Raw genomic sequence first — 26,835 nt, 5'->3', positions numbered from 1 at the left:
TTTGCCTGTCTGACTTCGGCTTTTCAGCTGGGTTCCGGTTAACGGATAACGCGGTAGATCGCCACTTCGCCGAAGCAGAGTTTGGGGGCCATAGCTTGTGGGCTGCTCTCAGACTCACCTGTTATTCGAAATTAACGGGTAACACGGTAGATCGCCACTTCGCCGAACAGGTTCGGCCACAGTTTGGTTGCCCAGTGGCTTTCATGCTCACTGTTGCCCACAGCACGATCGATAATGCGCAGGTTGCGGCTTTTGCACAGCTGCTCAAAATCCCGGAACGTGGACAGGTGAATGTTCGGCGTGTTGTACCAGGTGTGGGGCAGAGACTTGGAAACCGGCATCTCCCCTTTGACTGCCAGATAGAAACGGCAGCGCCAGTAGGCGAAGTTCGGGAAGGTCACGATACATTCCTTACCGACGCGCAGCATCTCTTCCAGCATCAGATCCGGGCGCTTCATCGCCTGCAGCGCCTGTGTCATCACGACCACATCGTAGCTCTGATCTTTAAAGTTGCTCAGGCCATCATCAAGGTTTTGCTCGATGACGTTGACGCCTTTGGCGATACATTCGGTGATTTTCTGATCGTCGATCTCAAGGCCGTAGCCGTAAACCTGTTTTTTATGCTGCAGAAAATCCAGTAGTTCTCCGCTACCGCAACCCAGATCGAGCAGACGGCTTTTGGGCTGAATCCAGTTCTGGATAATCGCTAAGTCAGGGCGTGTCAGATGCATGCTTTTTCCCCTTCTTCACGTTTGTCATTTGCTTCAGCCTGATGGGCGACCCGATTCATAAAGGCGGAGAAGACTGCCTCATAGCGTTCGTTCGGAATCAGGAAGGCATCATGACCGTGGGGGGATTCGATACAGGCATAGCTGACATTGCGACCGGCCTCGGTCAGCGCATCAACGATCTCTTCTGAGCGTGACGGAGCAAAACGCCAGTCGGTGCTGAAGGAGATCAGCAGGAAGTTGCTCTTCGCCTGAGTCACCGCTTTAGACAGATCACCACCATAGCGGGCTGCAGGATCGAAGTAATCCAGCGCCTTGGTCATCAGCAGATAGGTGTTGGCGTCGAAGCTTTCCGAGAAGGTATCGCCCTGATAGCGCAGGTAGCTTTCCACCTGAAACTCTACGTCATAGCCGAAGTTGATCTTGTCGGAGCGCAGGTCGCGGCCAAACTTATCGCCCATGGAGTGCTCAGACAGATAGGTAATGTGCCCCACCATGCGTGCCAGACGCAGACCGTGGCGCGGAATGGTGCCGTGGTCCGCATAGCGGCCATCGTGAAATTCAGGGTCGCTCATGATCGCCTGACGGGCGACCTCGTTGAAGGCGATGTTCTGGGCCGACAAGCGGGGTGCTGCCGCGATCACCACCGTATTGTGCATACGGTCAGGGTAGTTAATGGACCACTGCAACGCCTGCATACCACCGAGACTGCCGCCAACAATAGCGGCCCATGTATCAATACCCAGATAATCACCCAGATGCACCTGGCTGTTCACCCAGTCGGTGACGGTCATAACCGGGAAATCCGGGCCGTAGGTCTTGCCGGTGGCCGGATCAATAGAGGTCGGGCCGGTAGAGCCACTGCAGCCGCCTAAATTGTTCAGGCAAACCACGTAAAAACGGTTGGTATCGATACACTTGCCGGGACCGATATAGGCATCCCACCAGCCGGGTTTCCGGTCATCCATCGAGTGATAACCGGCCGCATGGTGCGTGCCGCTCAGGGCGTGACAGATCAGTATCGCATTGGAGCGATCAGCGTTAAGTGTGCCGTAGGTTTCATAGATAAGTTGGTAGCTGTCCAGCGTACGGCCACAGGTGAGTTCCAGCGGGGTGTCGAAGCGGGCAATCTGCGGTTCGACAATACCGACAGAATCTTCAGGAATCGCATTAGGCATTTCCCAGGATCTTCCTCAATCAAGATGTCTGCGGGCGGCTTAGCCTCCCCTGCCATCGCCGGTTCAGAAGTTTTGCAACAGGGTTTTGGTTGCAGTCATTCGGGTATTGAAACGGGCGCGTTCAGAGTACAGGGGCACAAGCCACGGAAAGGTTCACTGTAACACAGTTGTTGCTGCAGACGGCAGCGCTTTATTCAGAAGAAAAATAATGGCTTATCGTTGTTTACTTTGGTCTTGCGGCAGGACGCCAAAACGAAAAAAGAGCAGCGATTGCTGCTCTTTTCAGGGAGTGAAAAAGGTCTGTTTGGAGCGTTACAGACCGGCAATCAGATAGCGTGGCATACCGGATGCCTGACCCAGCGTACCCATCACCATGATTTCGAGCACATTGATCCCGATAAAGACAAAAATCGGCGACAGATCCAGCCCGCCCATGGAGGGCAGAATATTGCGTACCGGTGACATGACCGGCTCTGTGATCTGGAAGATCAGCATGGCACCCGGATGGCTGCTTTGTGGTGCAACCCAGCTCAGAATAATCGAGCCGATCAGGGCGTAGAAGTAGATATCCAGCAAGGTGGTGATAACACCGGTCAGTGAACCCAGCAGCAGGTTCACCATAGGTGGAACTCCTTGTCCGGCGATAATAAAGACCAGCGCAATACCCACCAGTTTGACAAAAAACGCGATAACCAGCGTTGCGATACTGACGCGCCCGACAGGTTTGAGTGCTTTTTGCAGCGGGTTCACCAGTGGTGAGGTCGCCTTAGCAATAGCCTGAGAGATCGGGTTATAAAAATCGGCCTGCGAGAACTGCAGAATAAAGCGCAGCATCACAATAAACAGATACAGATTAACAAGGGTCATGACCAGAAAGACGCCGGCATTACCTACAGATTGTCCCATCACGCGAGTGCTCCAAAGCTGGGTTTTGAGTCTTGTTCTGCAGCCGGAAAATACGGCGGCATTCACTTAAATCGCTAGTATGTCTATTGTATGGAGGCGAAGGCGATTATTTCCAGCTTAATTCTGATAAATAACTGCCTTTAGCCGGATGTCAGCGTTGCAGGATCAGTTATCCAGCTGTTCCGCCAGCTCTTTACCCCGGTTCGCCGCTGCTTTTACCGCTTTCTCATACAGCTCCGTCAGGCCGCCATCATTAAAGGTGTTCAGTGCCTGCTCGGTGGTGCCGCCCGGAGAGGTTACGCGACGACGTAGTTCAGCCGCATCATGCTCACTTTCTGATGCCATACGGGCTGCGCCCAGAGCGGTTTGAATGGCCAGCTTTTCAGCAACTTCGGCACTTAAACCGACACTTTCACCTGCTTTCTGCAGCGCTTCCATCGCCAGGAAGAAGTACGCCGGGCCACTACCGGAAACTGCCGTCACTGCGTCCATCTGCTCTTCTTCGTCAACCCAAAGTGCCAGACCCACCGCCTGCATCAGTTTTTCTGCCAGCTCTTTCTGAATTCCGGTGACCTTGCTGTTGGCATAAAGACCTGTTGCACCGCAACCCAGTAGTGAGGGGGTGTTCGGCATGGTGCGAACCACGGCAACGTTGCCGCCGAGCCAGCGTTCCAGCGCTTCTGATTTCAGGCCCGCTGCCACAGAAACGATCAATGGCTTGCTCTTTTGCACCTGCTCGCGGATCTCGTTGCACAGGTCCTGCATCATCTGAGGTTTGACACCCAGAATCACCACATCACTTTTGGCGATGGCATCATTATTGTCGCTGCTGGTGACAATACCGAACTGGGTTCTGAGCTCCGCAAGGCGTTCTTCAGATCGACGGGTGGCGATAATGTTATCCGCAGGAACCCCGTTGGTCAGAAGACCACCGATAATACTGCCGGACATGTTACCTGCGCCCAGAAAAGCGAGTTTGGCTGCTAGCATGTTAAACCTCTGAATCTGTTATCTGCTGATAAATTGCGTGTTATATGCGGTATCTGTGACGAATCGTGTAACGATCTTGTCTGAATACGTTTAAGCTCGGCTAGAATAATCCCGCGCACCAAAAATGGCGGTACCGATACGGACCATGGTAGAACCTTCCGCGATAGCCGCTTCCAGATCGCCACTCATCCCCATGGATAGCGTATCCAGTTGCGGATGCTTATCTTTGATCGCCTCCAGCGCCTTGCGAAGTGCGGCTAAAGGTTCCCGCTGTGCTTCCAGAGTATCCGCCGGTGCGGGAATCGCCATCAGTCCCCGCAGGGTCAGGTTTGGCAGGGCGGCAACTTCTTGGGCCAGTTCCGGCAGCTCATCAACGGTAACACCGGATTTGCTCGCTTCGGCGCTGATATTCACCTGAAGGCAGATATTCAGCGGTGGAAGTTCAGCCGGGCGCTGCTCACTCAGTCGGCGGGCGATCTTCAGACGATCAACACTGTGCACCCACTGAAAACTCTCTGCGATAGCCCGGGTTTTGTTGGACTGAATCGGGCCGATAAAGTGCCAGATAATATCCAGATCGGCCAGTTCCTGCTGTTTATCCAGTGATTCCTGCAGGTAGTTCTCGCCAAAATCCCGTTGCCCTGCATCGTAGGCTTCTTTTAGCAGCTGAGCGGGTTTGGTTTTGCTTACCGCCAGCAGGGTGACGTCTGCAGCATTTCGTTGATATTGCGCACAACAGGTATCGATCTGCTGACGCACCTCGGAGAGATTTCTGGCAATATGAGAGGCTGTCATTAATTCTGTATCCCATGTGGTGGTTTAAATGAGAACGGGGATATAGAGCAAACCCACGCATTTGGATCATTTCGGCCATGGATATTACCGAACTGCTGGCTTTCAGTGCAAAACAAGGTGCGTCAGACCTGCACCTTTCTTCCGGCATGCCGCCTATAATCCGCACCGATGGCGACATACGCCGTATCAATGTGCCTGCTCTGAGTCATAAAGATGTACATCGCATGGTGTATGACATTATGAATGATAAGCAGCGGCGGGATTATGAAGAATTTCTGGAGATCGACTTCTCCTTTGAAGTTCCCGGTATCGCACGCTTTCGTGTTAATGCCTTTAATCATAACCGGGGTGCCGGTGCTGTTTTCCGAACTATTCCCAGTACGGTATTGCCGATGGATCAGTTGGGCATGGGCGAGATCTTCCAGCGGTTGGCGATGCTGCCCCGTGGTTTGGTGTTGGTCACAGGCCCGACTGGTTCCGGTAAAAGTACCACGCTGGCGGCTATGCTGGATTATGTGAATGAGCGCAAATACCAGCATATTCTTACCATTGAAGATCCCATCGAATTTATTCATGAAAGCAAAAAATGCTTGGTTACCCAGCGTGAAGTACGACGGGATACCCATACCTTCAGTGATGCGCTGCGCTCCGCTTTACGTGAAGATCCGGACATTATTTTGGTGGGTGAAATGCGGGATCTGGAAACTATTCAGCTGGCGCTGACCGCGGCCGAAACCGGTCATATGGTTTTTGGCACGCTGCATACCAGCTCAGCAGCGAAAACCATCGACCGTATTATTGATGTCTTCCCGGCGCAGGAGAAATCCATGGTGCGGTCTATGCTTTCAGAATCTCTGCAGGGGGTGGTCTCCCAGGCTTTGTTAAAGAAACAGGGCGGTGGCCGCATTGCGGCACATGAGATTATGACGGCAACCCCGGCGATCCGGAATCTGATCCGGGAAGATAAGGTCGCTCAGATGAATTCTGTCATTCAGACCAATAGTGGTCAGGGGATGCAAACCATGGATCAGTGCCTGAAGCTGATGCTGAACAAGGGGCAGATTTCACTGGAAACCGCCCGGGAGAAAGCCGTTAATCCAGATGTTTTTATGTAAAATGCTGAATGAGGTTTACTGTAATTTTTTTGTAGTGTAATCCCTTTTTTACAGCTAGCCCCCTTATGGTTCGTAGGTTCTATGCTTTATTTTTTATTACATATTATGTAATTATTTCTATGGGTTAAAAGGAATTTTAGGAGCAGTTTGTGTCTGACTCTCATCTGGAGAAACACCGCACACCTCGGCAACAGGGGCTGTTGGATAAGTTTTATAAGATGCTGAAGGTGATGGCTGATAAAAAAGGCACGGATATGTTTATCACCACCGGCATGCAGCCCTCTATGAAGCTTAATGGAGAACTCGTGCCACTGGCGAACAGTGCGCTTTCACCGGATATGGCCCGGGATCTGGTCTTTGGGGTGATGAATGCCGAGCAGGCGCAGGAATTTATGGAACATCGGGAGTGCAATTTTGCTCTGAGTGCTTCCGGGGTTGGTCGTTTCCGTGTCAGTGCCTTCTATCAGCGAAATCAGGTCGGCATGGTGCTGCGCCGGATCGAGTTTGAAGTGCCGAGACTGGAGAATCTGGATCTGCCGAAAAAAGTCAGTGAGCTGGCGATGGAAAAACGCGGCCTGATTCTGTTTGTCGGGGCCACCGGCACCGGTAAATCCACCTCCCTTGCCGCCATGATTCAGCACCGGAACGAAAACAGTCGCGGCCATATTATCTGTATCGAAGATCCCATTGAGTTTATCCATCAGCATAAAAACAGCATCGTCACCCAGCGGGAAGTGGGCATCGATACGGAAAGCTACGAGATCGCCCTGAAGAACACCCTGCGCCAGTCTCCCAACGTGATTATGATCGGTGAAGTGCGCAGCTCCCAGACCATGGAGTATGCCCTGGCATTTGCCGAAACAGGTCATCTGTGTCTGGCGACACTGCACGCAAACAATGCCAATCAGGCGTTGGAACGGGTGATCAACTTCTTCCCGCCGGAGAAGCACAATCAGGTCTGGATGGATCTTTCCCTCAACCTGAAAGCGATTGTCGCTCAGCAACTGGTGCCCACGCCGGACGGTAAAGGCCGCAAGGGGGCCATCGAAATTTTGCTTAACACTCCACTGGTGTCAGACATGATCCGCAAGGGGGATGTGCAGGGTATGAAAGAGGTGATGGCAAAATCCACGGAACTGGGGATGCAAACCTTTGATCAGGCGCTGTACGAGCTCTATAAGAAAGAGCAGATCACCTATGATGATGCTCTGGCTTATGCCGATGCGCCGAACGACCTGCGCCTGATGATTAAGCTGGGCACCAGTAAAAAAGGCGAGCCATCCCGTTTTGGTGATGGCAGCGATCAGTTTACGCTGGCGGACTGATCTTTACCGGCATCTCTTTCTCAGCGGACCCTGAGAGGCACGTGGTTTTTTGTCTGTTTTTAGCCCTGATCAGCCGTTTTTTATCTGTCTGAAGCGGTGGCTGTGCTATGCTTCGCAGCAATCTTAATGAGTAAAAATTAACAGCGCCTGAGTTTCATCGGGCTGCTGATCTCCCCCAATCAAAAGCGCTGATATTTGATCGGATCTCTTTGCTAAAAGCAGGTCTGTAACGCTTTGATTCTGTAAGTATTTTTGAGGTGTAATCTTTGTTTACCGAGCTTTCCCTGCATGAACGCCTAATGAAGGCGCTGGAAAAAATGGCCTTCAGTGAACCGACTCCGGTTCAGTCGAAAGCGATTCCTGCGGCGATGACAAAAAAAGATCTGCTGGTCAGTGCAGAAACCGGTAGCGGTAAAACCGCAGCATTCCTTCTACCTATGCTGCACCATTTTCTGGAAAATCCAGCGCCAAACTCCGGTGCCCGGGCGCTGATTCTGGCTCCGACCCGTGAGTTGGTGCGTCAGATCTATAAGCACTTTACCGAGCTGTCTGCTTTTACCCATATCAAAGCGACCTGGATTATTGGCGGTGAAACCTTCAAATTCCAGAAAGCGGTACTGCGCAAGAATCCGGAAATCATCATCGCGACACCGGGTCGTATTCTTGAGCATCTGGAAAAGGACTCACTGGATCTGAATGATCTGGAATACCTGATTCTGGATGAAGCGGATCGCATGCTGGATATGGGCCTGAGCGAAGAAGTGCTGAAAATTGTCGACTTCTGCCGCAAAGAGCGTCAAACCATGCTGTTCTCGGCCACGCTGAGCCGTAAGGGGATTCGTGAAGTGGCCGACCGCGTGCTGACCGATCCGGAAACCTTACTGGTTAACACGGTTCGTGATCAGCATGAAAACATCACCCAGCAATACCTGCTGGCGGATGATGCGAAACATAAAGACGCCATGACGGTGCGTCTGCTGAACGACCGTGAATATCAGAAAGCGCTGGTGTTTGTGAACAAGCGGGTGGATGCGGATCGTCTGGGTGGCTTCCTGCGCTATAAAGACCTGCGTGCCGGTGTCTTACACGGCGAGCTGACGCAGGATCAGCGTAATCATGTGATGAACCTGATGCGTCGGGGCCATATCGATGTGCTGGTGGCTACCGATGTTGCGGCCCGTGGTCTGGATATCTCCGGCATTGAGCTGGTGATCAACTATGATATGGCGCGCAAAGGTGACGATTATGTTCACCGTATTGGCCGTACCGGTCGTGCCGGTGAAACCGGAACCGCGGTTTCTATGATCACCTCCTATGAGTGGAATCTGAAAGCCGCGATTGAGCGCTATATTCAGGTTCGCTTTGATGAGGTTAAGGTGAAAGGTCTGGAAGGCAAATACAAAGGCCCGAAAGATGTCCGTGCTAACGGCAAGACCGTTGGTAAGAAGAAGCCGAAGACAGCCGCTGAAAAGAAATCCCTGAAAGAGAAGAAAAAGGGACAGGAGAAGAAAGCGCAGAAACGCCATCAGAAGAAATCTGCTGAGGGCGCTGCCAAGAAGCGCGTAGCTCCTGTTGAGCGTAAGAGTGTTGGTTTTGGCATGATCCGCAAGCGCACTTCAACCGACTTTAAGCCTGAAGAAGATTGATGCTTCAGGTTTGAGTCTCCTCAGATCTGAGCTTCATTGCTATTGAAGCTTAATCAGAAAACAGCCGTAGCCGAAAGGTGCGGCTGTTTTTTTATGCCTATAACGTATGCCTGCAATAACATTGAACGTTGACCGGATCTGATGGGGTTTCTGAATAGCAGACAAAAAATGCCCGGGGATGGGAGTCCACCGGGCGAGACCGTGATTAGCTTGATGAGGAGATAAACCAGACGCTCTGTGACTACAGCGGGAACCTGAACCTGCCTGAGTCTGATTTAAATCGGCTTAGTGATTTGGCGAATCCTTAAGCTTGAGTAAATGATATTTGTTATCATTAAGGCTGTAAAGCGTTTTTGAGAATTATTTTCATTTGTGGCTTTAAGAATATTTCAGAGGGCTATGAACTCGGTATCAAGGGGCAGAATATAGAAAGCGAAGACAAAAAAATGCCCGGGGATGGGAGTCCACCGGGCGAGACCGTGATTAGCTTGATGAGGAGATAAACCAGTAACAACGGGAACCTGAACCTGTTAAGACGTGGTTTAAATCGGCTTAGTGATTTGGCGAATCCTTAAGCTTGAGTAAATGATATTCGTTATCATTAAGGCTGTAAAGTCTTTTTGAGAATTATTTTCATTTGGTGTTGGGTATCTTTTTAAATCTGATGGATTAACCGGATTGGCTGCTTGATGATGGGAAGCAGATCGGGGAGAACTTCGTGAATGAAAAAGGCAGATGATGACTCATCTGCCTTTTTCATTGAGCGGCCAAACGATCTGTCGCGGATTAACGCACCGTATTTTTCGGCATCGGAAGTCCCGGCAGGTTGTAGCCCGCCAGATCCAGACAGTAACGGTAGTAGGTTCGGCTCTTGCTGGTGCGCCCCATCGCAGAATACAGACGACTTAACTCAGCAGCCGTGGTGGCCAGAGGCTGCAGGCGGAAGCTCTCTTCCATAAAGTCTGCGGCCTTGCCCCAAAGCTGGTTACGCAGAGCAATCCTGCCCGCTGTCAGATAAAGTGCAGCACTGTCGCTGTGTTTCTTCAGCCACTGCTCTGCCTGCTGCATCTGCTGGCGTACATCACCCTTTTCCAGCAGGCCGTAGATGATCACCAGCTGTTCCTGCCAGCTCTGACGGAGCTGTTCCGTAATAAAGCGTTCCAGCAGAATGTCGGCTTTGCAGTCGTGCAGGGCTCGGGCGTAGGCTTCGGTCAGCTGTTGCTCTTTCTTAAGCTCCGATGGCAGCTCTTTCCAGATCTTCTGGATCGCTTCCAGGCAATCTTCCTGAGACAGATTCTGGCTCTGCTCCAGCAGCGCCAGATGCAGGCGGATCATCAGCTGTCTGCCTTCGGTATCCGTCAGAATGTCCTGCTTGAGCAGTTGTGGATAAAGTGCTTTCAGTCCCTGCCAGTCTTCCAGCTTCTGATAGACCTTCAGCAGGGTTTTCAGTACCCAGCGGTGACGGGGATTTTTCTTCTGCAGGCGTAGCAGCTGCGCCAGACATTGCTCGTACTGACCGCGTTCCATCTGAAACTCGATCTGAGACAGGCTGACTGCAGTCTCTGCCCCGGGTGTACTTTCCAGTGCTTCTTTCAGCAGTTGATCACTCTGCTCATAACGACCCTGAGCGTGTGCTGCCCGGGCAGCTGCCAGATAGTTGATCACAGGCGCGCCGGAGCGGGATGCAGAGCGTTTCAGCAGGCGTTCTGCTTTGCGCCACTGGCCTTCCGCCATCAGCAGCAGGCCTTTTACCGTGGCTTTCAGTGCGCGCTTGTCACGCCCGGCACCGGAGAAAACATTCAGGCTTTTCAGTGGGCGGCGAACACCGGATTGCAGGCGCATCAGCAGGTGAAAGCTGACCAGTGCCGCGCCAAACAGCAGTGCGCCGATCCAGAAGGACATCTCGATGGTGGTTTTGCCCCAGCTGATCAGAATATAACCGGGATCTTCCTGCATCAGCAGACCGGCAAACATGCCGCCTGCCAGTGCTAAAATCGCAGCGATATAGAGGCGCTTCATGATGCAGGTGCCTCCGTTGCTGTGGTTTCGGTTGGGGTATCGGTTTCGCTTGCAGGCTGTGAGACCGGAACGCTGCTGCTGAAGCGTTGTTTCCGCAGGTCACGCAGCAGATTCAGTGATGCGGAGATATCCGGACGTTGCTGACGGATGTTCTGCGCAGTCAGTTCGCTCAGTGTTGTTAATATGCTCTTGGTGCGGGCGGAGTCCTGATCGAAGTGTGTTTTTACCCAGCCGCTGGCTTGTTCCAGCAGGGTGCGATACAGGGTCTGTTCCTCTTTCAGCAGTGCGATCTGGGCCTGTTGCAGGGTCAGGCGCAGATTGTGGCGCAGGTAGAGGCTCTCTTCCGGCGGCAGAAGCGGTGTGATCTTTTCATCTCTGTGGCGAACTACCACCAGCGTTTTGGCTTCATCCCAAAGGGTCTGCCAGACGCTCTGTTCCTGATTGTCTTCCAGTTGGGTCTGGCGGAAGGCGCTACGGTTGGCGGGATTCATCGGCAGTGGCAGCTGGTCGATCTGCCCTTCCAGTGCGCTCAGTTTGAAGTAGATACCGCTCTGATCCAGTGTGTAGATTCTGTTCAGGGCTGCCAGCTCGTTGGCGATCGCCTGACGCACGGCAAACAGCGCCGGGTTATCAGCTTTAGCCAGTCGCTCATCGGCACTGCTGAGCAGGGTTTTGGCTCCGGTCAGATCCCCTTCCAGCTGCAGACGATGATTGGCCAGTCGCAGCAGGTATTCCGCTTCGGCCTGCAACCAGTCAGAAGGCTTAGGTCCCTGAGTGCTGGCAAAAGCACCTGCCAGTTCCTGCAGGTTCTGGCGCTGTTCCGTCTGTTCCTGCTGCAGCTTTTGTGTCTGCTGCCCCAGCTGATTCGTGGCTGCTGGTAGTGATTGCAGGCTGTTCAGAGCCTGAACCTGACGTTTCAGCTGTGCTTCCAGCTGGTTGTTGCGTTCGTTCAGTTGCGCCAGTGCCTGTGCGGTTTTTTCCTGCTGTTGCCAGAAGGTGTAGCCGGAGGCGGCAGCGGCACCCAGGGCGATAATCAGTGCGCTAAGGGCGATAACAGAGCCGCCTTTACCGGAAGGCTTCTCTGTTGTTGGCGCTCCCGTTGAGGCAGGTTTTGCCGCTGTTGGCTTTTCGCTGACACCGGGTTTCTTAGCCGATTCAGCGGTATTGGTTTTGTCAGCAGCAGAGGTTTTATCCACAGGAGCCGTTTCCGCCTTCGTCTCTTTCTTCTGTTCTGGCTCGCTCTTCAGCTCCGGATTACCCTTCTGCTCAGGCTTTGCATCATCAGAATCTGAACCTTTGGCATCTTCTTTTTTGTCGCTGGCCGCTTCAGTGTTGCTGTCGCCAACCATGACAAAGCCAGTGCCCTGCTCCGCAGAGGTTTTTTGCTCGTGCGTGTTATTAGCGGGCTGATCGGTCGACGTCGTGTCCGTGGTTTTATTTTCTTTATCGCTCATTGCATCGCCTCATGCTTAGCGTTGACTGGCTATGGATTCCAGCGCGGCCTGTTGCCATTGTCCGCCTGCGCCCTTGGCCTGCACAATTTTTTTGAAGCCCATGGCGCGGGCTTCCTGTCGCAAACGTGGGCTGGAAACCAGTAATAGGGTATTAAACAGACCGGGCTCGGCTCCGGCCAGCTGAACCAGATGGTTCAGGGCATCCAGACTGCTGATCAGGATGACATCAAAATATTCGGATTGAAGCAGTTCGCGTTCGGCGCTCAGAATCGGCGGGCAAACGCGCTTGTAGAAAAACAGTTCTTTAACCTGAGCGCCCCGCTCTTCCAGCGTGCTTTTCAGCAGTGGGCGGCCGCCTTCACCTTTGCAGAGCAGGATCTTCTCTCCGGCCACGTCGGTCAGTGCCGGTAACGTCAGCATCGCTTCGCTGTTGTCGCCTTGTTCAGGGTAGACCACGGGCAGACCGTAATCGTCCAGAATAGCGGCTGTTCCGGCTCCCGGGGTTACCCAGAGCACCTTAACCGGCGGTTGCGGCCAGTACTGATCCAGCCGGTCGAGAAACAGATTAGCCGTGACCGGACTCACACAGATCACCTTGCTGTAGAGATCCAGATCCAGCAGGGTGCTGCGGTCTGCCGGGGTTTCTTCCAGCGCTTCAATGGCCAACAGAGGAATATGGTACGGCTCGGCATCGGCTGCTTTCAGCTCATGCATCAGTGCTGCTTCCTGTCCGTTGGGGCGGGTTACAGCGATTTTCAGCGGTTGCTGATCAGAATGTCTTAGCAGGCGTTGGCTGTTCATGGAGGTGCTGTCAGTCCTTGCGGCGCAAACGTTAATCGGGTCAGGGCGTTCAGGTTAAAGCCCGGCCAGCTCAGGTGCTGACCGGTACGTTGGTTTCGGCCGTGATCTATCAGGCGCGATTGTAAACCTTGTCCAGAATCTCTTTGGCACCCTGTTCGATCAACATCTCGGCTACGGCGATACCCAGTGCTTCCGGATCGGAAACCGGGCCGGTTTTCTCGGCGCGCAGCAGCTTGGTTCCATCCGGTTCGCCAACCAGAGCACGCAGGTGAGTGTTTTCACCGTTATCGACCAGTACTGCGTAACCACCGATCGGCACCTGACAGCCACCTTCCAGATGACAGTTCATGGCGCGTTCAGCGCGTACGGTGTTCCAGGTGTCTTCGTGTTTCAGAGGTTCCAGCAGTTTGATGATCTCGGCATCGCCTGCGCGGGTTTCGATACCCAGAGCGCCCTGACCAACGGCTGGCAGGCTCTGTTCCGGCGTCATCTCGTGGCGGATGCGCTCGTCCAGCTCCATGCGCTGCAGGCCGGATGTGGCCAGCAGAATGCCGTCATATTCACCGGCATCCATTTTCGCCATACGGGTCTGGATGTTGCCGCGCAGACTTTTGACCTCAAGATCCGGGCGGTTAGCGCGGGCCTGCAGTTCACGGCGCAGACTGGACGTACCCAGTACGGCACCCTGCGGCATCTCGTCAAAACTGGCGTATTTTGCGGAAACAAAAGCATCGGTTGGTGCGTGACGTTCGCAGATCACCGGCAGGGCAAAACCTTCCGGCAGCACCATAGGCACGTCTTTCATGGAGTGCACGGCGATATCGGCACGGCCTTCGCTCATCGCCAGTTCCAGCTCCTTCACAAACAAGCCTTTACCGCCAATCTTGGCCAGAGGGGTGTCCAGAATTTTGTCGCCCTGTGTGCTCATAGGCACCAGTTCAACTTTCAGACCGGGGTGCAGCGCCTCAAGGCGGGCCTGAATATGCTCAGCCTGCCACATGGCCAGAGGACTTTTACGGGTGGCGATACGGATAACTTGTTGGCTCATGGAGATAGAAACTCTTGCTTGTCTGTGGGTGGCATTCCCTGATGCTTACAGCAATGGGGCTGCATGGGATGGCTGTGAGGCCGGAGGCCACCAAAAATGGGCGTTACACTGATTCTAACAAAGCCGTCTGCAATAGACACCGATACAAATCATTTCGCGGTTTTTTTTCCATAAAATCTGACGATTAAAGCGAAATATCAGGGGATATGACCATGCCATTCTGAGCAGCCTTACTGTTATAATGCTGACAAAAGTTAGCTTACCTCTGCGGCCTGAAGGACGCGCCGGCGATTACCCTGCCGGTGGCTCAGGCATTACAGGCAGAGTCTCCGGCATGAGGAATTGAAATGAGCGTTAAGCAAGAGAACAGTGCACAGAATTCATCGGCACAGGCCACTAACCAGCAATGGGGCGGCCGCTTCAATGAGCCGACGGATGCGTTTGTTGCGCGTTTTACCGCGTCGGTTGATTTTGATCAGCGTATGGCGAATCAGGATATTCAGGGTTCTATCGCCCACGCGAAAATGCTGACCAAGGTTGGCGTGCTGACTGAAGAAGAACGCGACCAGATTATTCAGGGGCTGACCGAGATCCGTGAAGAGATCGCAAACGGTGAGTTCCAGTGGTCTGTGGAACTGGAAGATGTTCACATGAACATCGAAGCGCGCTTAACGCAAAAGATCGGTATTACCGGTAAGAAACTGCATACAGGTCGCTCCCGTAACGATCAGGTTGCGACGGATATTCGTCTCTACCTGCGTGATGAGATCGACGTGATTAGCGCTGAGCTGAACCGCCTGCAGGAAGGTCTGCTGGGTCTGGCTGAAAAAGAAGCTGACACCATTATGCCGGGCTTTACCCATCTGCAGACTGCGCAGCCGGTGACCTTTGGTCATCACCTGATGGCATGGTTTGAGATGCTGCACCGTGACTACGAGCGTCTGCAGGATTGCCGCAAGCGTATCAATATTCTGCCATTGGGCGCTGCAGCGCTGGCGGGTACGACCTACCCGATTGATCGTCACATGACCTCTGAACTGCTGGGCTTTGACCGCCCGACAGAGAACTCGCTGGATTCCGTATCCGATCGTGACTTTGCCATTGAGTTCTCCTCGGCGGCGAGCCTGATCATGATGCACCTGTCCCGTATGTCGGAAGAGCTGGTGCTGTGGACGTCGGCGCAGTTCAACTTTATCAACCTGCCGGATCGTTTTTGCACCGGTTCTTCAATCATGCCGCAGAAGAAAAACCCGGACGTGCCGGAGCTGGTGCGTGGTAAGAGTGGTCGCGTCTTTGGTCACCTGTTCTCGCTGCTGACGCTGATGAAGTCTCAGCCGCTGGCGTACAACAAAGACAATCAGGAAGACAAAGAGCCGATCTTTGATGTGGTCGATACCCTGCAGGGTTCTCTGCGTGCGTTCGCCGATATGATTCCGGCGATTGAATCCCGTAAAGACGAGATGCGTGAAGCGGCACTGCGCGGCTTCTCTACCGCAACCGATCTGGCGGATTATCTGGTTCGTAAGGGCATCGCGTTCCGTGACTCTCACGAGATCGTGGGTAAGTCTGTAGCCTACGGCATCGAAACCGGTAAAGATCTGGGTGAGATGACTCTGGAAGAGCTGCAGCAGTTCTCCGATACCATCACTGAAGATGTGTTTGAAGTGCTGACACTGGAAGGCTCGGTCAGTGCCCGTGACCATATCGGTGGCACCGCTCCGGATCAGGTTCGTGCAGCCGTTAAGCGCGGTCGCGAAGCACTGGCGGCACGCAGCTGATATGCGTCGTCTTAAAGCGATTGTGAGCCTGTGTCTTGTGACATTAGCGCTGGCGGGCTGTGGTCAGAAAGGCCCGCTCTATCTGCCGGACGAGCCGGCGGCTACGAATACACAGGCACAATAAGGCTTATGTTGTGCAGGATGCGTTGTCATCCTGCTCACTTCAAATTTTTGGTATTTGCTGCGGGCAGATACCCACTTCGGTGAGACAGTTATGGATTTTTTTAACTATCAGGGCGATACCCTGTTTGCAGAAGATGTCGCGGTAAACCAGCTGGCTGAGCAATACGGTACGCCGCTTTATGTCTATTCCCGCGCGACGCTTGAGCGCCATTACCGCGCCTATGATGAGGCGCTGGCGAACCAGCCGCACCTGATCTGTTACGCCGTAAAAGCCAACTCCAATCTGGCGGTACTGAATGTACTGGCGCGTCTGGGTGCCGGTTTCGATATCGTTTCTGTGGGTGAGCTGGAGCGTGTCCTGACCGCTGGTGGTGATCCGGCAAAAGTAATCTTCTCCGGTGTGGGCAAGCAGGCGCATGAAATGCGTCGCGCGCTGCAGGTGGGTATTAAGTGCTTCAACGTAGAGTCTGAAGCTGAGCTGGATCGTCTGAATGATGTTGCTGAGTCCATGGGGCTGCAGGCCAGCGTTTCTCTGCGTGTGAACCCGGATGTTGACGCCAAGACGCACCCGTATATCTCCACCGGTCTTAAAGAGAACAAGTTTGGTATCTCTATTGACCGTGCGGAAGAGGTTTACCTGAAAGCCGCCAGCCTGCCGAACCTGAAAGTGGAAGGCGTCGATTGTCATATCGGTTCTCAGCTGACTCAAAGCTCCCCTTTCCTGGATGCACTGGACCGTCTGCTGAACCTGATTGCTAGACTGGGTGAGAAAGGCATCAACATTAAACACCTGGATCTGGGTGGTGGTCTGGGCGTTCGTTATGACGATGAAACGCCACCGGAGCCACGGGATTACGCCACCAAGGTACTGGAGCGTCTGGGTGACAGCGACCTGACCCTGATTATGGAACCGGGTCGTTCCATCGCTGCTAACGCTGGTATTCTGGTCACCCGCGTGGAATACCTGAAACCAACAGAAGCTAAAGACTTTGCCATTGTTGATGCGGCCATGAACGATCTGCTGCGCCCGTCACTGTACAGCGCCTGGCAGAAGATTATTCCGGTGGTACAACCGGCGGCAGATGCGAAAACATCAAATTATGATCTGGTTGGCCCGATCTGCGAAACCGGCGACTTTATCGGTAAAGATCGTGAGCTGGCGCTGGAACAGGGTGACCTGCTGGCCGTGCGCTCAGCCGGTGCTTATGGTTTTGCGATGTCTTCCAACTACAACAGTCGTAATCGTGCTGCTGAAGTGATGGTAGATGGTGATCAGAGCTTCCTGGTGCGTCGTCGCGAAACCTTTGAACAGCAAATTGCCGGTGAAAATGTTCTTCCGGCCTGAGTAACCCGATCGGTTTGCAAAAACGATTGAACAGTGGAGTGAGCCGATTTTGGGCTGGCTCCGCAGGAGATCAAGCAAAATGCTTTTAAAATTTACCAAAATGCATGGACTGGGCAACGACTTTATGGTGGTTGATCTGGTCTCGCAGCGGGCGAAAATTTTTCCGGATCAGGTACGGCAGCTGGCGGATCGTAACTTTGGTATCGGCTTTGACCAGTTGTTGATTGTGGAGCCGCCGACCGACCCGGATATGGACTTCAAATACCGTATCTTTAATGCCGATGGCAGCGAAGTTGAGCAGTGTGGTAACGGCGCGCGCTGTTTTGCCCGCTTTGTTTACGACAAGCGCCTGACCAGCAAAAAGACCATTAATGTAGAAACCTCCGGTGGCAATATTCAGCTGAACCTGACCGATGATGGCGGCGTGACCGTGGATATGGGTGAGCCGCGACTGGTACCGGATGCGATTCCTTTTGTTGCTGATGCTCAGCAGGAAAAGTATGAGCTGGAAGTTGATGGTCAGTCCTATACCGTCGGTGCGGTTTCTATGGGCAATCCCCATGGCGTACTGGTGGTGGATGATGTGGATACCGCGCCGGTAGAACGCCTTGGCCCGCTGATTGAAAGCCACGAGCGTTTCCCGAATCGGGTGAATGTGGGCTTTATGCAGATTGTGAGCCGGGACGAAGTTCGTCTGCGGGTTTACGAGCGCGGAGCTGGTGAAACCCTGGCTTGTGGAACAGGGGCTTGTGCCGCTGTTGTTGCAGGACGGTTACAAGGGTTACTAAATGAAGTGGTAGAAGTACATCTTCCTGGTGGTACACTGAAAATCCGTTGGTCCGGTGAAGGTCAACCCGTCATGATGACGGGCCCTGCGGCACGGGTTTTTGAAGGACAGATCTACCTATGACATTCTCCAAGAGCGGTTCAGACTCAAAAAGCGTGATCGATGCTCAGGCGGTTGCTGATTACCTGAAAGAGAATCCGGAATTTTTCCAGCAGCATGAAGATCTGCTGCTGGAATTAAGCCTGCCCCACGCTAGTGGTTCGGCGGTTTCTCTGTTAGAGCGTCAGATGATTCTTATGCGGGAGCGCCTGGCTGATCGTGAAGATCATCTGGAAGACCTGCTGGATACCGCGCGTCACAACGATATGCAGCTGTCCCGCGTGCGCCGGTTAATTCTGGCGCTGCTGGAGGCGGATGATCTGAATGATCTGGCTTCGACCCTGTCCGAGCAGTTGCGCAACAGTTTTGGCACCGGTCATAGCCGACTGGTTCTGACCGACTCGAACAGTGATGACACCATCAATACCTCGCAGCTGGTGACTCAGGCGGATAACAGCCTGACGGCTCTGATTCAGGCGCTGCTGCAGAGTAACCGCACCTTCTGTGGGCAGGTTTCTGCAGAACAGCTGGAGCAGTTGTTTGAGCTGGGCATGGTCGCCGATGGTTCAGCGGCGGTGATTCCGCTCAATCAGGATGATGTAAAAGGCTATCTGTTACTGGGTAGTGAAAACCCGGACTATTTCCGGTCAGAAATGGGCACTGAGTTTGCCGCATATGTGGCTGATGTGGTTGCCCGTCTGCTGCATCATCTGAGCTAGATCTCTGCGGTTAAGGTGCTCTGATGGATCATCCTGCCCCATTGTCTGATCCGTATCTTGAGCAATTTCTGGTAAGCCTTGCCCAACAGCAGGGCTCACCTCATACCCTGAGTAATTACCGGCGGGATCTGGAGCAGTTTCTGTCTTACCTGCAGCTGCAGGGTTTTCAGCATGACTGGTGCCTCCTGAGCCGTAAGCAGATTCGGCATTATCTCGCCCATCGCCACCAACAGGGTTTAACGCCCCGCTCCCTTCAGCGACACCTTTCCAGCATTAAGGGGTTTCTGAACTTCCTGATGCAACAAAAGATCCTGACAACGAATCCCGCTGATGGTCTGCGTGCGCCGAAAGCCGGCCAGCTGCTGCCTAAACCTGTGGATATTGATCAGCTGCAGGGGCTGCTGGACAAGCCTTCTGCTGACCCCAAAGGTGAATCGGCGGAGGGTTCTGTTATTTCGATCAGAGACCGCGCCATGCTCGAGCTGCTCTATGGCTGCGGGTTGCGTTTGGCTGAGCTGGTCTCGCTGGATCTGAGTGCGGTGGATTTCCCCCAGCAACAGATCCGGGTGATGGGTAAAGGCCGTAAAGAGCGCTTATCCCCGTTAGGGCGTAAGGCGTCAGATGCGGTAAAAGCGTGGCTGTCGGTTCGCGGGCAGTGGCTGAAAAATGAACAGCAAGAGGCGCTGTTTATCAGTCAGCGGGGGAACCGGATCTCGCCGACAACGGTTCAGCAGCGGGTTGCAAAAGCCGGACAGGATGCGGGGATTGCTGACCGGCTGCATCCCCACCGGCTGCGACACTCTTATGCCAGTCATCTGCTGGAATCCAGCGGTGACCTGCGGGGGGTGCAGGAGTTGCTCGGACATGCGGATATCAGCAGTACCCAGATCTATACCCGGTTGGATTATCAGCATCTGGCACAGGTTTACGATAAAGCGCACCCCAGAGCGCAGCGTAAAAAGAAACAGGATAACGAGGGTTAAGCAGAAACATGAGTATTAAAGCGGTCGTTTTTGATCTGGACGATACCCTCTGGGATGTGAATCCCGTGATTGTGCAGGCGGAGCGCGCCCATTATCACTGGCTGAATCAGCATGCGCCGAAGCTGACCGCCCGTTTTACCGAGCGTGAGTTACGGGGTTATCGCATGAGCCTTGCCCGCCGCCATTCCGAGCTGACTCACTTTGTCACCCGCTCCCGTATGCGGGCGATGGATGAGTGCCTGCGGTTGTCGGGTTATTCCGATGATGAGGCGGCAGCGCTTGCGGAGCAGGCATTTGCGGTTTTCTGGCAATACCGCAATAAGGTTGAGCCTTTCCCCTATGCCTTTGAGGCAGTAGAAGGCCTGAAACGGACGTATATTGTGGGCGCATTGAGTAACGGTAATGCCGATGTCTTTCAGACGCCGCTGGGAGAGTGGTTCGACTTTGCCTTTAGTGCTGAGGGGCTTTCAGTTGCAAAACCGGACCCGGAAGCCTTTCAGGCTGTGCTGGATCATCTGAAGTGCGCGCCGCAGGAGATCCTGTTTGTCGGGGATAATCCTGAGCATGATATTGAAGGGGCGTATCGGATGGGGATGAGAACGCTCTGGGTGCAGGTGAAACCTTCAACCAAAAGCCCTGCGTTTTATGACGCCCGTATCGATTGCCTGAGTCAGCTGCATCAGGCCGTGACGCAACTCGATAAGTCATATGCCGAAAAATAAAAACCAGAGCCGGGCTCTGGTTTTTATCAATCTGATGCGCTGCTTTTAAGCTTCAGGCAGCTCCAGCTGAAGCCACTCGTCCAGCTTTTGGCGTAGTTGTGGCACGCCATCTTTTTTGAGTGCGGAGAATTGCTGCACGCTGACCAGATCTTCCCACTCATGCAGGGCTTGTTTCACTTCCAGCAGCGCTTTTTTGGCGGCACCCTTCTTGAGCTTATCAGCCTTGGTCAGCAGGATATGAACGGGTTTGTTCACCTGGTCTGCCCACTCCAGCATCATCTGGTCAAATTCGGTCAGCGGGTGGCGGATATCCATCACCAGCACGATACCGCGGAGCACCTGACGATTCAGCAGGTACTGGGACAGGTGGCGTTGCCACTCCAGTTTGACCTTCTCCGGTACTTTGGCATAGCCATAACCCGGCAGATCCACCAGTTTTTGATCTGTGCCGTTGTGCAGACCAAAAAAGTTGATAAGCTGCGTGCGCCCCGGTGTTTTAGAGGTGCGTGCCAAGCGGGAGTTCTGTGTCAGGGTATTGATCGAACTGGACTTGCCAGCATTAGAGCGACCGGCGAAGGCAACTTCGGCACCAAAGTCCGGAGGACACTGAGCCAGCGTCGGGGAGCTGATCATATAGCTCGCTGACTGATAGTTCAGTTTTGGCGCGCGATTATCAGTGGTGTTTTGGTTCTGTTCGTTGTTTTGGTCTTGGCTTGAAACTTCAGTCATGGTGTATTCAACTAATGGGGCAAAAGACAGGTTATATGGGGCGTTCACGTTTCCCTACGGATTAGTATATAATGCCACCACTTTTTAGATGGTAGTGTACCATTCAGGTTGATTTGGCACGAATAGAAACGTCTTGTTGTTAAGTAAACACGGGGCGGATAAATTGATCTGGCACTGCCAGGGCTTTCCGGCAGGAGCCTCCCAAGGTTTCGGCCTATCAGAGATCTTAGCTGCTCAAAGAAGCAGACTCTGGTAAGCCTCAGGAAAATAACAGTAATCACCTTAAAATTAGCAAGATTGGATTAGCAATGAAGAAATTACTGGTAAGTCTGGCAGTTACTCTTGGCCTGGTAAGCTTTGCGCACGCCGCTGGTGATGCAAAAGCAGGAGAAGCAAAAGCAGCCGTTTGTGCGGGTTGTCATGGTGTTCAGGGTATCGCGATGATCCCTAACTACCCTAGTCTGGCGGGTCAGCATGAAAGCTACCTAGCGAAGCAGATTATGGAAATCCGTGATGGTGTTCGCAAGGTTCCTGAGATGACCGGTATGGTTACTGGTTTCAGTGATCAGGATGCTCAGAACGTTGCAGCTTACTTCTCGGCTAAGCCTAAAAATCTTGGACAGGCTGATCCTGCCCTTCTGGCTCGTGGTCAGGAACTGTACCGCGCTGGTGACATGGCGAAAGGCATCCCGGCTTGTACCGCGTGCCATTCTCCAAACGGAATGGGTAACGCACAGGCGAAATATCCTGTACTGAGCGGCCAGAACCCTGCATACACGACTGCGGCTCTGAACAAGTTCCGTGCGGGTGACCGTGCAAATGATCCGAACAACATGATGCGTGCTATCGCTGCAAAAATGAGCGATAAAGACATCGAAGCCGTTTCAAACTATGTGTTTGGTCTTAACTAAACATTTGTAGTTGAAAAAGGGGCCGCAAGGCCCTTTTTTTGTGTCTGTTCATCGTGGCTTATTGATGTCTTGGGGAACTTTATACGTCTTGCGACGTATAGTAAGTTAACGTCATAACGCAATACCGAGACTGCTTCTGTAGGCCTCATCGGTTAAATTCCCGGGCGCAATGTCGCTCTGGCCCTAAAGGATTATAAACAATGGTAAAAAAACTGATTCAGCAGTTCAGCGCACTTTTTCTGTTTGCGGCTGTTTCCCTGACGGCTCAGGCAGAGACGTTCAAAGAGGGTGTTCACTACATCAAGTTGGCTACACCGGTTGCGGTTTCTGAGCCGGGTAAGATCGAAGTTGCCGAGCTCTTCTGGTATGGCTGCCCGCACTGCTTCGAATTTGAGCCATATATTGAGCCTTGGATTGAGACGCTACCTGAGGATGTTAATTTCGAGCGTGTTCCGGCAACTTTCAGCAAAGTGTGGAAAATCCATGCCAATGCTTTCTATGCGGCTGAAGCATTGGGCATTGGTGAAAAATTGCACAAAGACTTCTTTAACCGTGTGCATCGCCAGGGCCAGCGCCTGACCAGTACTTCAGATCTGGCGGAGTTCTTCGCTGAATATGGCGTGAGTGAGAAAGAAGCGGAGCGTGCACTGAAATCTTTTGGTGTGAAGTCCAAGGTGAATCAGGCTGGTGCTCGCATTCGTGGCTATCAGGCACTGGGTGTTCCGGCGATTGTGGTAAACGGAAAATATCGTATTGATACCAGTACAGCAGGTAGCTGGACTAATATGCTGAAGATCACAGAGTTTTTGATCGAAAAAGAGCGTCAGAGTTGATTTTCCAGCAGATAATAATGAAACCGGCCAGCTTGGCCGGTTTTTTTGTGCCTGAAAGAGAGGTTGTCAGCACCAAAAAGCCTTTAAGGAAAACTTTTCGCAGGCAAAGGGTACAGAGTATGATTAAAAGGCTACTCTGCAAATTAAGCAATTAGTCTTGCAGCATACGAATTCGTAGTTTTTCTTCTTGGAAAAACCGTTAAAACGGATGTCGTTAATAAGAATTATTGGCTAACAACTAATTAAAAAAAGAGGTCAACCATGACAAATGGTTCTGGAGCTCTGGGTCAGGCCGTCAACAAAATTGACGCCTTGACTGAGCTTGTCGGACGATCTATCTCCTGGCTAACCCTTGCCATGATGATCGTTATGTTTGCGGTTGTTGTACTGCGTTATCTTTTTAATACCGGATCGATTGCGATGCAGGAGTCAGTGATGTACCTGCATGCGGCTGTTTTTATGCTTGCTGCCGGTTATACACTGAAGCACGACGGTCATGTCCGTGTGGATATCTTTTACCGTGAGATGACTCCGGAGCGTAAAGCAATGGTGGATTTTTTCGGTTCTATCTTTTTGCTGATTCCCGTGATGGTCTTTATGGGTTGGATCAGCTGGCAGTATGTGATGAATTCCTGGCACGTGATGGAAGGTTCGCCGGAAGCCGGTGGTATCCACGGCGTTTATCTGCTGAAGACCCTGATTCTGGCAATGGTTGGTCTGATGTTGCTACAGGCGCTTGCCGAGGCTCTGCGTAACCTTCTGGTTCTGTTGGGCAAAGGTCCGCAGATTGAACATCACGTCAATGAGGAGAAAGTCTAGTGGTTGAGTTCCTGCCTCTGTTTCTGTTTGCCGCGGTTTGCGTGGTGCTGATGTTTGGCTATCCGGTTGCCTTGTCATTGGCTGGTACAGCGCTGGTATTTGCCGGTGGCGGTATGGTTTTTGGTGTGTTTGATATGGCCTTCCTGCAGGCTTTCCCAAACCGACTGTACGGTATTATGACCAATCAGACGCTGATTGCCGTGCCGCTCTTTGTTCTGATGGGGGTGCTGTTAGAGAAATCCAAAGTTGCTGAAACCCTGCTGGATGCAATGGCGCTGCTGTTTGGCTCTATGCGTGGTGGTCTGGGTATTTCCGTGGTTGTCGTTGGTATGTTGCTGGCCGCCAGTACCGGTATTGTGGGGGCTACCGTGGTGACCATGGGGCTTATCTCTCTGCCGACGATGCTGAAGCGGGGTTATTCACCATCGCTGGCAACGGGTGCGATCTGTGCCACCGGAACTTTGGGTCAGATTATTCCTCCTTCTATCGCGCTGGTTCTGCTGGGTGATGTACTGTCCAGTGCATACCAGCAGGCGCAGTTGAATATGGGCGTATTCAGCCCGAAAACTGTTTCGGTTGGTGATCTCTTTGTTGGTGCCATGATTCCTGGGCTGCTGCTGGTTGCTGCCTATATCCTTTATATGGTGGTGGTTGCCTGGCTGAAGCCGGAAGCCGCGCCTGCGGTAAGCCGTGATCAGATTCAGGCGGACCGTCATGTACAGGAGCCTTTAGCAGTAATCCTGCTGAAAGGGCTGGTACCACCAGTTATTCTGATTGTTGCGGTATTGGGTTCTATTCTGACCGGTGCGGCGACACCAACGGAAGCAGCGGGTGTGGGTGCTTTTGGTGCGGCTATTCTTGCCGCAATGCAGAAACAGCTGAATCTGAAAATGCTGGGTGAAGTGGTGCGTTCTACCACCAACGTCACTGCAATGGTGTTTCTGATTCTGATCGGCGCGTCGATTTTCTCGCTGGTGTTCCGTGGTTTTGGCGGTGAAGAGCTGATCCATCACTGGTTTGAACAGATGCCGGGTGGTGTCGTCGGGGCCATGATCATTGTTATGGCTGTTATGTTCCTGTTGGGTTTTATCCTCGACTTTATTGAGATCACCTTTGTTGTCGTGCCGATTGTTGCACCGGTACTGATGATGATGGGCTTAGATCCGATCTGGCTGGGTATCATGATGGCGATCAACCTGCAGACCTCCTTCCTGACGCCACCATTTGGCTTTGCCCTCTTCTATCTCAGGGGGGTCGCACCGGCATCGGTACCGACCTCTGCCATCTATAAAGGCGTGATTCCGTTTATTCTGATTCAGGTCTCTATGCTGCTGGCCCTCACTATCTGGCCGGAACTGGCCACCTGGTTACCAACAGTTGTTTACGGCGAGTAACCGCAAAAGCATCTGCTCCATCTAAACCCCGGCTACTGAGAAGTAACCGGGGTTTTTATTAGGATGCTTGGTTGCCCTAGATTGAATAATAAGGAAATAGCAAATGGAACATTCAAGGGAAATAACAGGGGTTCCGATTTATCGCTTTGAACCTATTGTTAGCGATGATTCACAGTGCCGAATTGAGTCTCTGCGTGATGGCAAACTGTATATATCAGACCCCGGAAAGTTTAATGATCCGTTTGATATTCAGTTAATTATCCGAGATCTGTCCTATCGCAGTAGTTTTGAAAAGGATGAGCTGAAAGCTGCGTTGAAGGAGCTGTTTAAAAACTACCAACCTGAAAAAGCTCACTGGCTATTCAATGAGAATATGCTTGAGGAGCTTAATCTCTGGCTTAATGATGATTTGTTGGCTACGCAGGGGGGGATTATTAGTCATATAGAAAAGCATTTGAAAACTTTTGGAGTCCAGTGTTTCTCAAGTAGTTATGAGATTCCATTAAGCTGGGCACACTATGCATCGGGACATAGTGGTTTTTGTATTGAATATGACATGAGCAAAATGAGCTTTTCACTCACCAATAGGCATGAGCTTGCAATGTACGATGTGACTTATAGCAGCTTGTTACCGGAGGTGTGCCTTTCTGAAGCGTTGTTCGCGCCCCATCAGGCAATCAAAAAGCTGCTGGCAACAAAGACAATTGATTGGGCTTATGAACAGGAATTTCGTTTGATTCATTTCACCAAAAAAGCTCAAAAAATAGATATGCCGGAAGGTCTGCGTATCAATTCTCTGATAGGTGGCTTGAAAATGTCGGAGGAGCATTTGGATAAACTGCGGCAGGTGGGAGAGGAGCTCAAAGTGCCAGTTTATAGAATGGAGAAATGCACACACCCTATCAGTGGTAGGCTGTGGGAGAAAATCCGCATCTCATCCGGCGATTAAGCTGTTGCATCGACGGGATCAATACATCTGTTTCAGGGTCTGATAACGTATCTGAAATAATCTGTTGATGGCTCTGGAGATAACCGGATGAAAAAACTGCTTCTGACTCTGACAACCGGTGCCCTGATGGCACTGCCTGTGGCCGCGGTGCAAGCTGCAGATCCGGTCTGGCTGGAAGGGAAAACCGATCAGGTTTACAACATTAAGGTCTATCACAGTCCAAGCTGTGGCTGTTGTAAGGGCTGGATTGATCATCTGGAAGATCATAACTTTCAGGTTGAATCGATCAAGATGAATGATGTGAACCCGATCAAGCAGCAATACGGTGTCCCTCAGCAGGGAGCGTCCTGCCATACCGCTGTGGTGAACGGCAAGGTCATTGAAGGCCATGTGCCTGCGCAGGATATTAAGACTTTGCTGGCATCACAGAATAATATTCACCTGCTGACGGTTCCGGGTATGCCATCCGGTGGCCCGGGCATGGATTTTGAGGGTGCCCGTAAAGATAACTTCTCGGTTTATGCCATGGATAAAAGCGGCAAGGTGAGTACCTATAACCGGTATGAAGATTATTAAGATCTGGTCTGGCCATCAGATATAAAAAAAGGAGCCCGAGGGCTCCGTTTTTTGTTTGGCGAT

Annotated in this window: 26 protein-coding genes; 16 read left to right on the top strand and 10 right to left on the bottom strand. The window is 52.4% G+C overall.

Annotated elements, in window-relative coordinates; genetic code table 11:
• Positions 1–131: 131 nt before the first annotated feature.
• From metW to AC4GL5_RS00560, 5 genes are all read right to left on the bottom strand, one after another.
• Positions 132–731 carry a methionine biosynthesis protein MetW gene (gene metW, locus AC4GL5_RS00580; protein WP_490380839.1) on the bottom strand — a complete coding sequence of 200 codons (600 nt, stop codon included), beginning with the start codon at positions 729–731 and terminating at the stop codon, positions 132–134.
• Positions 722–1,906 (bottom strand): homoserine O-succinyltransferase MetX, encoded by a 1,185-nt coding sequence (gene metX / locus AC4GL5_RS00575; protein ID WP_490380838.1) that lies wholly within the window; start codon positions 1,904–1,906, stop codon positions 722–724. The genes metW and metX overlap by 10 nt, the downstream gene beginning before the upstream one ends.
• Positions 1,907–2,218: 312 nt before the next feature.
• Positions 2,219–2,812 carry a YggT family protein gene (locus AC4GL5_RS00570; protein ID WP_490380837.1) on the bottom strand — a complete coding sequence of 198 codons (594 nt, stop codon included), beginning with the start codon at positions 2,810–2,812 and terminating at the stop codon, positions 2,219–2,221.
• Between the two features lie 165 nt (positions 2,813–2,977).
• On the bottom strand, positions 2,978–3,802 hold the full coding sequence (gene proC, locus AC4GL5_RS00565; RefSeq protein WP_490380836.1) for a pyrroline-5-carboxylate reductase: 825 nt from the start codon (positions 3,800–3,802) through the stop codon (positions 2,978–2,980).
• A gap of 90 nt (positions 3,803–3,892) precedes the next feature.
• Entirely contained in the window at positions 3,893–4,597 is a 705-nt protein-coding gene (locus tag AC4GL5_RS00560) for a YggS family pyridoxal phosphate-dependent enzyme (RefSeq protein WP_490380835.1), read from the bottom strand.
• A 77-nt stretch (positions 4,598–4,674) separates the two neighbouring features.
• Here AC4GL5_RS00560 and AC4GL5_RS00555 point away from each other — a divergent pair, with 77 nt between their 5' ends.
• The 3 genes from AC4GL5_RS00555 to AC4GL5_RS00545 all read left to right on the top strand — a co-directional run bounded on the left by AC4GL5_RS00555 (position 4,675) and on the right by AC4GL5_RS00545 (position 8,683).
• Positions 4,675–5,712: a type IV pilus twitching motility protein PilT gene (locus AC4GL5_RS00555; protein WP_490380834.1), complete on the top strand. Its 1,038-nt coding sequence runs from the start codon at positions 4,675–4,677 to the stop codon at positions 5,710–5,712.
• A 218-nt stretch (positions 5,713–5,930) separates the two neighbouring features.
• Positions 5,931–7,037: a PilT/PilU family type 4a pilus ATPase gene (locus AC4GL5_RS00550; RefSeq protein WP_490380985.1), complete on the top strand. Its 1,107-nt coding sequence runs from the start codon at positions 5,931–5,933 to the stop codon at positions 7,035–7,037.
• A gap of 266 nt (positions 7,038–7,303) precedes the next feature.
• A complete protein-coding gene (locus AC4GL5_RS00545) occupies positions 7,304–8,683 on the top strand; it encodes a DEAD/DEAH box helicase (RefSeq protein WP_490380833.1) in 1,380 nt (459 codons plus the stop codon).
• Positions 8,684–9,469: 786 nt separating this feature from the next.
• On the opposite strand, the gene AC4GL5_RS00540 is transcribed toward AC4GL5_RS00545, so the two are convergent.
• The 4 genes from AC4GL5_RS00540 to hemC form a co-directional block, all read right to left on the bottom strand.
• On the bottom strand, positions 9,470–10,702 hold the full coding sequence (locus AC4GL5_RS00540) for a heme biosynthesis HemY N-terminal domain-containing protein (RefSeq protein WP_490380832.1): 1,233 nt from the start codon (positions 10,700–10,702) through the stop codon (positions 9,470–9,472).
• Positions 10,699–12,156 (bottom strand): uroporphyrinogen-III C-methyltransferase, encoded by a 1,458-nt coding sequence (locus AC4GL5_RS00535; RefSeq protein WP_490380831.1) that lies wholly within the window; start codon positions 12,154–12,156, stop codon positions 10,699–10,701. Before AC4GL5_RS00535 ends, AC4GL5_RS00540 begins: the two co-directional genes overlap by 4 nt.
• 15 nt (positions 12,157–12,171) lie before the next feature.
• Positions 12,172–12,957 carry a uroporphyrinogen-III synthase gene (locus AC4GL5_RS00530; RefSeq protein ID WP_490380830.1) on the bottom strand — a complete coding sequence of 262 codons (786 nt, stop codon included), beginning with the start codon at positions 12,955–12,957 and terminating at the stop codon, positions 12,172–12,174.
• A gap of 109 nt (positions 12,958–13,066) precedes the next feature.
• A complete protein-coding gene (gene hemC, locus AC4GL5_RS00525; RefSeq protein ID WP_490380829.1) occupies positions 13,067–14,005 on the bottom strand; it encodes a hydroxymethylbilane synthase in 939 nt (312 codons plus the stop codon).
• A gap of 347 nt (positions 14,006–14,352) precedes the next feature.
• On the opposite strand from hemC, the gene argH reads away from it, so the two are divergent.
• The 7 genes from argH (at position 14,353) to AC4GL5_RS00490 (ending at position 20,561) form a co-directional block, all read left to right on the top strand.
• Entirely contained in the window at positions 14,353–15,783 is a 1,431-nt protein-coding gene (gene argH, locus AC4GL5_RS00520) for an argininosuccinate lyase (RefSeq protein ID WP_490380828.1), read from the top strand.
• 1 nt (position 15,784) lies between these two features.
• Entirely contained in the window at positions 15,785–15,907 is a 123-nt protein-coding gene (gene lptM / locus AC4GL5_RS00515; protein ID WP_490380827.1) for an LPS translocon maturation chaperone LptM, read from the top strand.
• 90 nt (positions 15,908–15,997) lie between these two features.
• Positions 15,998–17,251 (top strand): diaminopimelate decarboxylase, encoded by a 1,254-nt coding sequence (lysA, locus tag AC4GL5_RS00510; protein ID WP_490380826.1) that lies wholly within the window; start codon positions 15,998–16,000, stop codon positions 17,249–17,251.
• Positions 17,252–17,330: 79 nt separating this feature from the next.
• Positions 17,331–18,161, top strand: a complete 831-nt coding sequence (gene dapF / locus AC4GL5_RS00505; RefSeq protein ID WP_490380825.1) for a diaminopimelate epimerase — start codon at positions 17,331–17,333, stop codon at positions 18,159–18,161.
• Positions 18,158–18,856: a DUF484 family protein gene (locus AC4GL5_RS00500; RefSeq protein WP_490380824.1), complete on the top strand. Its 699-nt coding sequence runs from the start codon at positions 18,158–18,160 to the stop codon at positions 18,854–18,856. Before dapF ends, AC4GL5_RS00500 begins: the two co-directional genes overlap by 4 nt.
• Positions 18,857–18,879: 23 nt before the next feature.
• Positions 18,880–19,839, top strand: a complete 960-nt coding sequence (gene xerC, locus AC4GL5_RS00495) for a tyrosine recombinase XerC (RefSeq protein WP_490380823.1) — start codon at positions 18,880–18,882, stop codon at positions 19,837–19,839.
• Positions 19,840–19,847: 8 nt separating this feature from the next.
• Positions 19,848–20,561, top strand: a complete 714-nt coding sequence (locus AC4GL5_RS00490) for an HAD family hydrolase (RefSeq protein WP_490380822.1) — start codon at positions 19,848–19,850, stop codon at positions 20,559–20,561.
• A gap of 45 nt (positions 20,562–20,606) precedes the next feature.
• Here the strand turns inward: AC4GL5_RS00490 and yihA are convergent, their stop codons facing one another.
• The gene (yihA, locus tag AC4GL5_RS00485; RefSeq protein ID WP_490380984.1) at positions 20,607–21,194 is read right to left on the bottom strand and encodes a ribosome biogenesis GTP-binding protein YihA/YsxC; all 588 of its coding nucleotides are present in this window, start codon (positions 21,192–21,194) and stop codon (positions 20,607–20,609) included.
• 404 nt (positions 21,195–21,598) lie between these two features.
• On the opposite strand from yihA, the gene AC4GL5_RS00480 reads away from it, so the two are divergent.
• The 6 genes from AC4GL5_RS00480 (at position 21,599) to AC4GL5_RS00455 (ending at position 26,772) form a co-directional block, all read left to right on the top strand.
• Positions 21,599–22,201, top strand: a complete 603-nt coding sequence (locus tag AC4GL5_RS00480) for a c-type cytochrome (protein ID WP_490380821.1) — start codon at positions 21,599–21,601, stop codon at positions 22,199–22,201.
• Between the two features lie 200 nt (positions 22,202–22,401).
• Positions 22,402–23,034 carry a thiol:disulfide interchange protein DsbA/DsbL gene (locus tag AC4GL5_RS00475; RefSeq protein ID WP_490380820.1) on the top strand — a complete coding sequence of 211 codons (633 nt, stop codon included), beginning with the start codon at positions 22,402–22,404 and terminating at the stop codon, positions 23,032–23,034.
• Positions 23,035–23,295: 261 nt separating this feature from the next.
• Complete coding sequence (locus AC4GL5_RS00470; RefSeq protein WP_490380819.1) at positions 23,296–23,853, top strand: TRAP transporter small permease subunit; 558 nt, start codon at positions 23,296–23,298, stop codon at positions 23,851–23,853.
• Complete coding sequence (locus tag AC4GL5_RS00465; RefSeq protein ID WP_490380818.1) at positions 23,853–25,247, top strand: TRAP transporter large permease; 1,395 nt, start codon at positions 23,853–23,855, stop codon at positions 25,245–25,247. The genes AC4GL5_RS00470 and AC4GL5_RS00465 overlap by 1 nt, the downstream gene beginning before the upstream one ends.
• A gap of 103 nt (positions 25,248–25,350) precedes the next feature.
• Positions 25,351–26,196 carry a DUF2971 domain-containing protein gene (locus tag AC4GL5_RS00460; protein ID WP_490380817.1) on the top strand — a complete coding sequence of 282 codons (846 nt, stop codon included), beginning with the start codon at positions 25,351–25,353 and terminating at the stop codon, positions 26,194–26,196.
• A gap of 87 nt (positions 26,197–26,283) precedes the next feature.
• Entirely contained in the window at positions 26,284–26,772 is a 489-nt protein-coding gene (locus tag AC4GL5_RS00455) for a DUF411 domain-containing protein (RefSeq protein WP_490380816.1), read from the top strand.
• The last annotated feature ends 63 nt before the right edge of the window (positions 26,773–26,835 follow it).

Source organism: Oceanospirillum sp. (assembly GCF_982874595.1).
This window is presented reverse-complemented; position numbering and strand designations above follow the sequence as displayed.